The following is a 12,333-nucleotide window of genomic DNA, read 5'->3' on the forward strand; positions in this document are numbered from 1 at the left end:
CGGGTCTCGTATACGGCGCTACATTTATATGTTAATACAACCTATCTTAGATAGTATGCTAGAGGATTGACCAATCCAGGTCTTTCCTCTTTTCTTATGGCTAGAATATCCGCATTAAGTAAGAAATTAATTACATTCCCATTTGCTTGTTTATATAGGCCAAGCCTTGTATTCGCTACCGAGTAGAGTTGTTCATCACTGAAGTGATATGGCAATTTCTCATTCAACTTTTGTAGATTTTTATATATCCTCGGTGGTACTTTCCACTGTTTTAAGATGATGACCCTTATTTTGTGCCTTAACCATTGTCCAAATTCATCGATGAAGTTCTTCATCCTTCCGATTCGAAAGTAGTTTATCCATCCTTTGACGATTTGGTTTATCCTGGTGAATGTTTTAGCGTTGGTCTGTGCTACACATTTCTTTCGAATGAGTTCCTTTCGACATTTATCATACAGGCTTTTCTTACTCTTCTTTGTAGGAATACATTCCCATTTTGATGAGTTCTTCCAGTATGCAAAACCTAGAAAATTACTATTCGTTGGTCGTACTACCTTTGTTTTGGTTGCACTGACTTTTAGGAATAATTTTCTCTCCAGCCATGATGTGACGGACTTCATCACTCGATTTGCTGCCATCTCGCTTTTAACGAAGATATTACTATCATCTGCATATCTCACAAAGCATAGTCCCCTTTCTTCCAGTTCCTTATCAAATTTATCTAAGTAAATATTTGATAGAATTGGACTTAGAGGTCCTCCTTGTGGCATTCCTATGGCATTTGCTTTGACAAAACCATTTTCCATGATTCCTGCCTGCAGGAATTTACGAATCAAATGCAATGTTGTCGAATCATTCACATGCTCTCTAAGTATTGAAATTAATTTATCGTGATTTACTGTATCGAAGTATGCTTCTATATCTAAATCGATGACCCATTCGTATCCTTCATTTAAGTAGTCCAGTGTTCGCAGGATGGCATCATGTGCACTCCTGTTTGGTCGGAATCCAAAACTATTCTCACTGAATTTACTATCATAAATATCTGATAACACTTGAGCTATCGCCTGTTGGATGACCCTGTCTACTACTGTCGGAATTCCCAGGGGTCTTTTCTTTCCATTTGATTTAGGAATATAGACTCTTCTTACAGGTTGAGGTTTGTATTTCTTCGCCAGTATCTGTTTCTTTATCTGTTCCCTATAGGCCTTGAAATACTCGTCAATTTCATCCACTGTCATCTTATCAATGCCAGGTACACCTTTATTACTTTTGACTCTTTTGATTGCCTCTTCGAGATTTTCATCTCTTAAGATCACTTCGATCAATTTCATGTTGTTGCTTCTCCTTCCTTTTGTAAATATATTTGGAACCATTCCCTCTACCTTCATTCCCATGGGATTACGATTCCCACTTATGGAACTATCCTCGATTTCGAACTATCCAAACATTGCGCATGGTGAGCTGCACCATATAAACATTAGGTCCTTGGGTATAGATGTCTCTACCTACTACGACCTCAGCTGACTTCTTGTGGTAAACCTTTTTCGACCGATGTTACCATCACTGATTTTAAAGATATTGGATTTCATCGTCCACAAGACCTCCCGGGGTAATTCACGAATCCTGTTTCTTTCACAACGTCCTGATTTACTGTCTTGGTTTTACGTTTACCTTTTGGACTTCGGTTTGATATGCAACCTTATCCACCATTTAGCCTTATATCCGGTTTCTGTTCGTACGCTCGAAAGAATCGCTACACCACTTCCTCCATCCTCAACATCACTGTTAACGACTTGTGGTTCGCTACACTTGGCGGTAACTACCTGTGGTTGGTTTATCTCCAACTGAATTCGTGCCATGCCCGGCACACATAGAAAAAAGCATCGACTTTTCAATCGATGCTTTCTTATTCTCTTATTATTTCCCAGGAAACAAAATTCTACATTATTTGCACTTTACAAATGATGGTTCCACATTGGCTTATGAAGAAATGCAAATGCATCCGCTGCATGATGTACATTACAGTTATACAGCTTATTAAATAATGCGATATTATTCAGCCGCGCCATTAGATAAGCCTCTCTACGCGGAATAGCAAACGGAAATACACGTTCGATCTTTTCTTCCTTTGATACGACCAACTGTACCCCGCTCACATTCTGTGCTATATAGCTTAATAATTGCTGCAATGCTTTTGAATCCAAATAAACGATTTCGATCACTTTTGCCTCTTGATGTTCAACCAGGTACAGGCAATAACCGCGCATCACGCCATTGGCATAGTAAAAACAAATTTTCTCTCCGCTATTTTTGATCTGTTGCAACAATCGATCATAATATTGCAAATTTCTGACAAAATAACCGTCAAAATGAGAAATGAACTGTTGATACAGCTGAAGCATCTGCTCACTGTCCCCTTGTGTATGTACCTGCGTACATTTACTTCGCCGGCATTCATTAGAAGCTAAAAGATAACGTTTGCTTGTATGCACGCACTTAAAGCCAAAACGCTCAAATAAACGGGGATTCATGACATACATCAAAGAAAATAATTGGTTATGACTTGCCTCATCCAATGCTGCTTGCAGCAGATCATGCATTTTATGACGGCGGCGGTAATCAGGCAAAGTAGCGATCTGATCAAACAAGGATACTTCTAAACAATAACCGTGAAACTGTAATTGAGCTCTGATCATTTGCAAAGTAGCAATCACTTTTCCATCTTCTGCAATATATAAGCAATGATCCGGATCAAATCGACTATGAAAATTCGTTTCCAGCATTCGCCGATGAATATTTGGATATGCGATCTCCAGCAAATGAAAGATCTCTGCTTCTTGTCCTCTAGCCCCTCTGTTGATCATTCTCTCACCTACTTATCATTATCAATTGTTTCTTCACTGTATTCCACATCAATGACATCTGGATTTGTATTTTGATTCACCTGTGAGGTTGTATTTTTATAAGATTGTTGTGTACGCTGCTGATTCTCATAATAGTCTTGATACTGTTTACGTACCTTGTAATTATGATACAAACTATAGATAAATAAAATGAGAAACAATGGCAGCAGATACGGCAGTAATGCAAAAAACAATGTACCAATGATCACCATGATCAAAATCATGATCCATACTTCCATATCTGTTCCTCTCTTTCTATTGATTTATGTATATTATACGCTAAAGAAGGCATAAAGAAAACAGTTTCCAACGAAACTGTTTTCTTGCATTATTTTTCTACTTCTAACAAAATGCCGCCAAAAGCAGGAACATTTACTTCAATCATAAATGGTTTATTATTACGGCTTACTCGGATCGCATGGCATTTTTGTGCCGGTACATCGATACTGCCGCCATAACGATTCCATTCTGTATTCAACACTTCTGTATACATTCCTTTTGTCAGGACGCCAAATACTTCCTGCGTATAAACATTTGGAGAAAAGTTCAAGATAACCACATAGTCTTTATCCTTTCCTTTTCGTATATAAGAGAATAAGTTTTTATCTGCATTATCTGCATCGATCCATTCAAAACTTTCCCAACTATAGTCATTTTCATATAAAGTAGGTTCTTTTGTATACAGCTCACCTAATTTTGCAAAGAATTTATGAAAAGCAGCATGGGCAGGGTAAGTTAACAAAAACCAGTCATTTTCTTTCTGCTCATCCCATTCACGCCAATGTGCAAGCTCATTTCCCATAAAATTCAACTTCTTGCCTGGATGCGTAAACATGTACAAATACAAGGTTCTGACCTGTGCAAATTTTTGTTCATAGGTTCCCCACATCTTATTGATGATAGTTGCTTTTCCATGCACGACCTCATCGTGACTAAACTCCATTAAGAAACGCTCTGAATAAAAATAGGCCATTGAAAATGTAATATTGTTATGATGCCATTTACGATAGACAGGATCCTTTTTCAGATACTTCAATGTATCATTCATCCATCCCAGATCCCATTTATAATCAAAGCCCAGTCCGCCATCCAACGTACTTTTCGTAACATTCGGAAAATCCGTAGAATCTTCCGCAATCAACATAATTTTTCCCTCATAGCGCTGGTTCAGCAGGTAATTCATTCGTTTAATAAAATTCAAAGCTCCTTCATTGACACCAAGCTGTTTATTTCCATGCCAGAAAATTGCGTTTGAAATGGCATCCATGCGCAAGCCGTCAAAATGATATACATCGATCCAGAAGGATGCGGCGGACATTAAAAATGAACGTACCTCTTCTTTCCAAAGATCAAAGTTGGCTGTTCCCCATTGACTGTCCGCATCATGTGCTTGTGGATATTCATACACTGGAGTTCCATCAAAATAGGATAATGAAAAATCATCTTTGACAAAATGTACAGGCACAAAATCCATGATGACACCGATATTTGCTTTATGTGCCTCATTCACCAAGTACATCAAATCATGACATGTACCGTAACGGCTCGTAACGGAATAATATCCTGAGCATTGATAGCCCCAGGAACCATCGAAAGGATATTCACAGAGAGGCATTAATTCAATATGCGTAAAATGATTATCTTTTACATACTTGATCAATTTTTTTGCTATTTTACGATAGTTCACAAAGGTTTCATCTTCATCTTTCATCCAGGAACCAATATGTACTTCATAGATATTCACCGGCTGATCAAAACCTTTATTCCGCTGTTGGATCCATGCGTCATCTTTCCATCCATCCCATGAAAGATCTTCTATGATGCTTGCCGTATTGGGACGCAATTCACTATAAAAAGCATATGGATCCATTTTATCTACTACACGGCCTGTTGCCTGTGTAATACGATATTTGTAAGAGTCTCCTACTTTCGCACCCTTGACATACAGGCTCCATGTGCCTCGTTCATCTACTTTTCGCATTTTATGACCTTTACAAGACCAGTCATCAAATGAACCGATGACCTGGATCTGCTGTGCATTTGGTGCATATACAGTAAAGCGTACCCCTTCTTTTTCTAGATGGGCTCCATAGAAGTGGTATGCTTCTAATGAATTTCCTTCATGATAATCTTTTAAATATTTTGCTTTCAAGAGAAATTCTCCTTTCTTTGTCTGCTACCTTTATTGTACTCCATTTTAAATAGAAAAACGATAGAATTTTGTAATTTTGTCCATAGATTGTAACGGGTTACATCAAAAAAAGATCTATCGAATTGAAATTCGACAGATCTCATACATCGTATGATCAATCCATTTCCAATGCACCTGTGTACAACTGGTAATAGACTCCTTTTTTAGCCAGCAGGCTTTCATGGTTGCCGCGTTCAATGATCCTTCCTTGATCCAGTACCATGATCACATCGGAATTTTTGATAGTTGATAAACGATGGGCAATAACAAATGTCGTGCGTCCGCTCATCAGTTTATCCATACCATCCTGTACCATTTTTTCTGTACGTGAATCAATGGAACTTGTTGCCTCATCCAGGATCAATACCGGTGCATTGGCCAATGCTGCACGGGCAATGGACAATAATTGGCGCTGTCCCTGAGAGAGAGAAGTACCGTCTCCAGTTAAATACGTATCATATCCATGCTCTAAATGACGAATAAATTCATGGGCATTTGCTAATTTGGCTGCTGCAATCACTTCCTCATCGCTCGCATCTGGTTTTCCATAGCGAATATTATCGCGGATCGTGCCAGAGAATAGATGAGTATCCTGCAAAACGATTCCCAACGATTTACGCAAAGAATCTTTTTTGATCAGTTTGATATCAATGCCGTCGTACGTGATTGAGCCTTGCTGAATGTCATAGAAGCGATTGATCAAATTGGTGATCGTTGTTTTTCCGGCACCTGTAGCGCCAACAAAAGCAATCTTTTGTCCCGGTTTTGCATAGAGTTCAATATTATGCAAGACTGTCTTGTTTGGTACATAGCCAAACGTAACATCATGGAATAATACCTCTCCGCGTAACGGCACATATTCCACTTCTCCGTTAGCACGCGGATGGCGCCATGCCCACTGTGTCGTATATTCTTGCGTTTCTTCAATATGTCCCTGCTCATCGATCTTACAGCGGGTCAATGTTACAACGCCTTGATCTTGTTCTACTGTCTCATCCATCAATTTAAAGATACGTTCTGCTCCTGCCATTGCCATTGCGACTGCATTCATCTGCATAGAAATATTTGAAATAGGCATATTGAAAGAACGGTTTAACTGCAAGAAGGAGGCCAAACCGCCCAATGTAAGACCTGTCCATCCGCCAATAGCGAGTACTCCGCCAAATATTGTAGACAACACATAAGAGATATTGCCGACATTGGCGATGACCGGCATCAAGATACTTGCGTACGTATTTGCTTTATAACTGCTCTCAAATAATTCTTCATTGATTTCATTAAAGCCTTTGATGACCGCATCTTCATGCGTAAATACTTTGATGACCTTTGAGCCTTCCATCATTTCTTCGATATAACCATTTTCACGACCCAAATTCTTTTGTTGCCGCTGGAAGTTTTGCGCAGAACGAGAACCGATCATATTGGCCACATTTAACATGATGATGACCATGAGAAAGGAAATAATGGCTAACGGCAAAGAAATCACAAGCATCGATACACCAACAAACAGCACATTGAATCCTGCCTGCAGCGACTGAGGAATACTTTGTGTGATAACCTGACGCAATGTATCAGCATCATTGGTATACACACTCATGATATCTCCATGTGCATGTGTATCAAAATAAGAAATCGGCAGTTTTTCCATGTGGGCAAACAAATCATCACGGATATTGCGTAAAGTTCCTTGCCCTACATTGACCAGGATTCTCTGATATGTGAAAGTAGAAAGTACTCCCATACCAAATATACACAACATCAGCAGCAGGATTCGCAACAAAGGAGCAAAATCTGGAACTGCGCTTTGAGATAAAGGCGTGATATAATCGTCAATCAATACTCGAATAAACAATGAAACAGATACATTCGCTATACTTGCCAGAATAATGAATATCAATGTAATTAAACAGGAAAATTTATAATGAGCCAGCACATAACGCAGCAAACGTCCAAGCACTTTAAAATTCATACGTCGCTTATTCATCGTCATCTGCCCCCTTCTTCTGTGTTTCATAGATTTCTTGATAAATGGCATTGCTCTTCAGCAATTCCTCATGTGTGCCTATACCATCGATTGCTCCATCATTTAACACGATGATGCGGTCTGCATCTTCAATTGAAGAAATACGCTGAGAAATGATCAGCTTGGTCGTATCTGGAATATCCTCGCGGAATGCTTTGCGAATCAATGCATCCGTCTTGGTATCCACTGCACTCGTTGAATCATCCAATATCAAGATCTTTGGCTTTTTTAATAATGCTCGTGCAATACAAAGTCTCTGTTTCTGTCCTCCAGACACGTTGCTGCCGCCTTGTTCGATATGTGTATCATAACCATCTGGAAAACGAGAAATAAACTCATCTGCTTGCGCCAATTGGCAAGCTTTTATCATTTCCTCGTCACTTGCCTGTGCATTCCCCCAACGCAGATTCTCTTTGATCGTACCAGAGAACAATACATTTTTCTGCAATACCATCGCAACCTGATTACGCAGTGTTTCCAGATCATATTCTTTTACATTCCGTCCGCCTACATAAACTGCACCTTTACTAGTATCATACAGACGAGGAATCAACTGCACCAGCGTACTTTTCGCGCTACCTGTTCCACCCAAGATACCAATCGTCTCTCCGCTTTTGATCTCTAAATTAATATTACGTAAAACCGCATCATTGTCATTTTTATCAAATTCATGCGTATAATAATCAAACGATACATTTTCAAAACGGATCGATCCATCTTTTATTTCATATACCGGATTTTTTGGATTATGGATATCACTGGTCTCTTCCAATACTTCGATGATACGCTTTGCAGAAGCAGTAGACATAGAAACCATGACGAAGACCATGGATAACATCATCAGGCTCATCAGCAGTTGCATCGTGTATGTGAACATGCTCATCAATTCTCCTGTTGTCAGTGAACCTTCCACGACAAATTGAGCTCCAAACCATCCAATAGCCATGATGCAGGCATACATTGCCAGCTGCATCATCGGTCCGTTCAACACTAATATCTTCTCTGCTTTACAAAACATTTGATATAATTTGTCACTTGCGCCTTTGAATTTTTCTGTTTCCGCATCTTCTTTCACATACGCTTTTACGACACGCATGTTCGTAATATTCTCTTGAACGCTGGCATTGAGATCATCATACTTGCGGAATACCTTACGAAATACCGGATACGAGAAACAAGTGATCAATGTCAGTGCAACTGCTAAGAACAGCAGTGCATACAAGAAATATACTGCTAGATTTGCATGAATTGTAAAAGTCATGATCATTGCCAGAATCAACATCATTGGTGCACGTACACACATACGCAAGATCATCATATATGCATTCTGCACATTTGTCGTATCTGTCATCAATCGTGTGATCAATCCTGCAGTAGAATAACGGTCGATGTTGCGAAATGAAAAACGCTGAATGTTTTCAAACATCGCACGACGGATATTTTTCACAAAACCTGCTGAGGCATAAGAAGCATTCTTCGCACTCAGAGCACCGCAGGCAAGCGAGAGGAATGCTACGACCAGCATGATGATCCCCATCATGATTGCTGCTTTCATATCCCCTTTGGAAACACCATTATCAATGATGAATGCCATCAATGTTGGCAAAGAGAGTTCCAAACCAACTTCTCCAACCATGAATAATGGCGCTTTGATCGAAGCTGCTTTGTATTCTTTTAGTTCTTCCAACAAACGTTTCATTGTTCTACCTTCCCTTCATTTGAAATATTATTTAATAGCCGCAGTAACAAAGAGCGGGCCAGCTGCAATTCTTCATCACTTAAGCCTTGATACAATCTTTCTTCCATCGCCTTAAAGTTGCTTTCCAGCTGCTTGGCACATTGATATGCCTTTTCATCTAAAACGATCTGCTTGTATCGATGATCTTTATTGCTTGGCTCATAATGCAAATACCCTTTTTCTTCCAAGCGCTTTAAAACACCTGTGACAGTCGGCTTACTGATATGGAAATAATGTTCAAGATCACGCGGATTGATTTCTTTCTCATCGTGCTGAATCAAAAAGGCCAAGATCCGCACTTGCAAAGAGGAGAGCTGAAATTCTTCATTACGTAAATTCAGATCCATCCGTATCCGAATATCGATCATCCGCAGTAAACTGCTGATCTTCATATTTTCTTCCATTTACTCACCTCCCCGCTAATTAGTTAGCGTACTAATTAGTATATTAACAATTATAGTAAGATATGTTATCCTGTCAAGAAGAAAAATGTGAATTTTTTCTCGAGACAAAAAGAAAAGCAACAGCCATTTATCTGCTGTTGCTGGATTCCTCCGCGCTCTTTTTACGCCATATTTTTTTCTGCATCTTTCGCGCTATGGATAAAATCGGATGATATTTATCTGATATCATGCCGGAAACCTCAATAAATAACTCAACGATGGTCATGATAATAAATAAAGATAGTAACCCGATTCCTTTATTGATCATATAACAATACGCCGTTAAGCCAAACATCGCCGTCACAATACACATGATGATGACAGTATTTTTATGTCCAAACTTATTCATCAATAAATGATGAATATGACTTTTATCAGCTTCTGAAAACTTATGTCCTTTTAATGTTCTTCGTAAAATTGCACTCAGGGTATCAATGATCGGCAGTCCAAGCAATAACAAAGGCAATGCCAGCGTCATGATCGTTGAACTTTTAAATCCAAGCAGCGAGATCGCCGATATGATGAAACCTAAAAACAATGCTCCGCAGTCGCCCATGAAAATACTTGCCGGATGTGCATTATACACCAGAAATCCTAATGTAGCACCAGCTAAGATCAATGAAATCATTTCAACATCACTTCTGCGTTCAATGACAGCCAGCATTGCAATTACGACCAGTATGATAACGCTGATTCCCCCGCACAGGCCATCTAACCCGTCGATCAGATTGACTGCATTTGTAATCCCTGTGATCCAAAAGAATGTCACGATCACCGATACGACACCCATTGAAATCGTAATCCCAAACGGCAGCCGGATCACATCTAAAGTTACACCGGAAGAAATCAAGATAATAGCAGCAACGATTTGAAAGCTGAATTTGTATAATGGGCGCAGATTGACGAAATCATCGATCAAGCCGCCTAAAAACATGACCGTAGAACCTAATAAAATGCCGTTCATCGACATATCCGTCTTCACAAATACCGCCATTGATACAATAAAAGCAAGGTATATCGCTGCACCACCGATCCGCACGATCTTCCCTGAATGTATCGTCCTTTCATTGATCTGCGCGTAAGCATCCAAACGAAAAGCAATTTGTTTGACGATTGGCGTCAGTATCAATGAAATGAGAAAGGGAAGAATGACATAAAGAACATCCCTCATAAAAAGTCCTCAGTCTGTCTTTATTTTACTAAATGCAAATTTTCTAGTAAAATGCCGGTACCTTCCGCAACACAACGAAGTGCATTATCAGCAACGAAAACAGGAATATGCAATTCGTCACGAAGCAGTTCATCCAGACCTTTCAGCAAGGATCCGCCGCCAGTTAAAACAATACCGCGCGTTACGATATCCGCTGCTAATTCCGGTGGTGTATTTTCCAATACCGTACGGCATGCATGTACGATCTCTGCTAATCGCTCGCTCAGGCATCCTTGGATTTCTGCACTATTCAATTCAATGCTGATCGGCAATCCGCTGACAAGATCTCGTCCGCTGACTTCCATTACATCTTTCGTTGAGCCCTTCCATGCTGTACCAATTTTTTTCTTTACTTCTTCTGCTGTACGATCACCGATCAACAATTTCTTTTCTTCCTTACAGAATTTGATGATCTCACGATCCATTGCATCGCCTGCAACACGAAGGGAAGTGCTCGTAATGATTTCTCCCAATGAAATAACAGCAACATCTGTCGTTCCACCACCGATATCCAATACCATACAGCCGCTTGGTCTTCCGATATCTAAACCAGCACCAACAGCTGCAACTTTTGGTTCTTCTTCGATATATACTTTCTTTGCACCGCTGCGATAAGCCGCATCACGAATTGCATTACGCTCTACGCTTGTAATATTGCTTGGACAGCAGATCAAAATGATCGGGCGGCGGAACATGCCTTTAATTTCCAATTTTTTAAAGAAATAATTCAACATGATCTCCGTTACTTCAAAATCAGCAATAACACCGTCTTTCAACGGTCGAATTGCCATCATTTTGCCAGGCGTACGTCCTAGCATCTCTTTTGCTTCACTGCCTGCAGCCAAACAACGTTTCGTTTCTGCATCAATTGCTACTACGCTAGGTTCATCAATAACGATTCCCTCGCCTTTTACATACATCAATATATTTGCTGTCCCTAAGTCGATTCCAACTTCTTTTGAAAACATGAACATTCCTCCATACTTGATTTATTAATGATATCACACTCTGTCAACCATATCCATAAAAATTCAAGGTATAACAGCTTTTATATTTTATCACTTTTTCATCTAAAAACAAATAGCTTGCAGAGAACAGCCAACATTTCACATTTTTCTTTACAGAAGAGAAAAGGCACTCCTTTTGGAATGCCTCATCATCCATCCGTTTCCACTAATGCCATCAGTTCTTGCGCACTTTTTTCATACACATCATTGGGATTTACCAATTGTCCTTTGACTTCGGTTACCAAATGTAAATGGTTGCCAAGATCTTTGCTATACACGCAAGTCCCTGCGTTAGCAATCGTATCGCCTTGTTTTACCTGGTCACCTTTTTTTACTTTTACATCCCCCAGGCTTTGCATCGTCACAGATAACTCTCCGCTTTGAAGCACGACCGTTTTACCAAATAATCCATCATCTCTTACATCAGCGATCTTCCCGGACAACATGGCAGTCACTGCAAAAGCTTCTCCATTATATGTATAGTCAATTCCTTGAGAAGAACGATACACATCCTCAAATTTGGTAAAAGTATCTGCTTCTTTATTTTCACCGTCAAAATAATCTACTGCAACTACTGCTTCTACCGTGAACGGTTTTATCGTTTTTTCTTCTTTTTCGGCATCCGGCAAAGGTAAGATCACTTCTTGATCATCCGCCATTGTCGGTTCTGCCGCTGTATCTTGGTTCATCATCCAGGTCAAGGTACCGACAGCTAATAGCGAAAATAGTGACAAGACGATGATTCCACGTTTTTTCCATTTGATTGTTTTATTTTCATAACTGAGCATTTCATCACCTCTATCCCCATTATGCCC

The 12,333-nt window shown here is 39.6% G+C and carries 10 protein-coding genes; all 10 read right to left on the reverse strand.

Translation table 11 applies throughout. The features are described from left to right. Nucleotides 1-41: 41 nt before the first annotated feature. The 10 genes from ltrA to BQ9859_RS03320 all read right to left on the reverse strand — a co-directional run bounded on the left by ltrA (nt 42) and on the right by BQ9859_RS03320 (nt 12,306). A complete protein-coding gene (gene ltrA, locus BQ9859_RS03270) occupies nt 42-1,334 on the reverse strand; it encodes a group II intron reverse transcriptase/maturase (RefSeq protein ID WP_075876852.1) in 1,293 nt (430 codons plus the stop codon). Between the two features lie 624 nt (nt 1,335-1,958). After that, entirely contained in the window at nt 1,959-2,867 is a 909-nt protein-coding gene (locus tag BQ9859_RS03280; protein ID WP_075876854.1) for a GNAT family N-acetyltransferase, read from the reverse strand. An 8-nt stretch (nt 2,868-2,875) separates the two neighbouring features. Continuing rightward, complete coding sequence (locus tag BQ9859_RS03285; protein WP_075876855.1) at nt 2,876-3,145, reverse strand: YfhD family protein; 270 nt, start codon at nt 3,143-3,145, stop codon at nt 2,876-2,878. An 89-nt stretch (nt 3,146-3,234) separates the two neighbouring features. Next, entirely contained in the window at nt 3,235-5,058 is a 1,824-nt protein-coding gene (gene glgB, locus BQ9859_RS03290) for a 1,4-alpha-glucan branching protein GlgB (protein ID WP_075876856.1), read from the reverse strand. Between the two features lie 154 nt (nt 5,059-5,212). After that, on the reverse strand, nt 5,213-7,081 hold the full coding sequence (locus tag BQ9859_RS03295; RefSeq protein WP_083662622.1) for an ABC transporter ATP-binding protein: 1,869 nt from the start codon (nt 7,079-7,081) through the stop codon (nt 5,213-5,215). Beyond that, nucleotides 7,074-8,819, reverse strand: coding sequence for an ABC transporter ATP-binding protein (locus BQ9859_RS03300; RefSeq protein ID WP_075876858.1), 1,746 nt, complete (start codon nt 8,817-8,819; stop codon nt 7,074-7,076). Before BQ9859_RS03300 ends, BQ9859_RS03295 begins: the two co-directional genes overlap by 8 nt. Further along, nucleotides 8,816-9,262 carry a MarR family winged helix-turn-helix transcriptional regulator gene (locus tag BQ9859_RS03305; RefSeq protein WP_075876859.1) on the reverse strand — a complete coding sequence of 149 codons (447 nt, stop codon included), beginning with the start codon at nt 9,260-9,262 and terminating at the stop codon, nt 8,816-8,818. The genes BQ9859_RS03300 and BQ9859_RS03305 overlap by 4 nt, the downstream gene beginning before the upstream one ends. Before the next feature lie 127 nt (nt 9,263-9,389). After that, nucleotides 9,390-10,472 (reverse strand): glycosyltransferase family 4 protein, encoded by a 1,083-nt coding sequence (locus tag BQ9859_RS03310; protein ID WP_075876860.1) that lies wholly within the window; start codon nt 10,470-10,472, stop codon nt 9,390-9,392. A gap of 20 nt (nt 10,473-10,492) precedes the next feature. Further along, a complete protein-coding gene (gene mreB, locus BQ9859_RS03315; protein ID WP_075876861.1) occupies nt 10,493-11,479 on the reverse strand; it encodes a rod shape-determining protein in 987 nt (328 codons plus the stop codon). Between the two features lie 188 nt (nt 11,480-11,667). Next, nucleotides 11,668-12,306, reverse strand: coding sequence for a M23 family metallopeptidase (locus tag BQ9859_RS03320; protein ID WP_075876862.1), 639 nt, complete (start codon nt 12,304-12,306; stop codon nt 11,668-11,670). Nucleotides 12,307-12,333 lie beyond the last annotated feature (27 nt).

Source organism: Merdibacter massiliensis (assembly GCF_900155395.1).
GTDB classification, from domain to species: domain Bacteria; phylum Bacillota_I; class Bacilli_A; order Erysipelotrichales; family Erysipelotrichaceae; genus Merdibacter; species Merdibacter massiliensis.

Bases quoted from the DNA above. Each gene is read 5' to 3' on its own strand.
- BQ9859_RS03285 (WP_075876855.1), bottom strand. From the start codon at position 3,145: ATGGAAGTATGGATCATGATTTTGATCATGGTGATCATTGGTACATTG.
- BQ9859_RS03280 (WP_075876854.1), bottom strand. From the start codon at position 2,867: ATGATCAACAGAGGGGCTAGAGGACAAGAAGCAGAGATCTTTCATTTG.
- mreB (WP_075876861.1), bottom strand. From the start codon at position 11,479: ATGTTTTCAAAAGAAGTTGGAATCGACTTAGGGACAGCAAATATATTG.
- ltrA (WP_075876852.1), bottom strand. From the start codon at position 1,334: ATGAAATTGATCGAAGTGATCTTAAGAGATGAAAATCTCGAAGAGGCA.
- BQ9859_RS03305 (WP_075876859.1), bottom strand. From the start codon at position 9,262: ATGGAAGAAAATATGAAGATCAGCAGTTTACTGCGGATGATCGATATT.
- BQ9859_RS03295 (WP_083662622.1), bottom strand. From the start codon at position 7,081: ATGAATAAGCGACGTATGAATTTTAAAGTGCTTGGACGTTTGCTGCGT.
- BQ9859_RS03320 (WP_075876862.1), bottom strand. From the start codon at position 12,306: ATGCTCAGTTATGAAAATAAAACAATCAAATGGAAAAAACGTGGAATC.
- BQ9859_RS03310 (WP_075876860.1), bottom strand. From the start codon at position 10,472: ATGAGGGATGTTCTTTATGTCATTCTTCCCTTTCTCATTTCATTGATA.
- BQ9859_RS03300 (WP_075876858.1), bottom strand. From the start codon at position 8,819: ATGAAACGTTTGTTGGAAGAACTAAAAGAATACAAAGCAGCTTCGATC.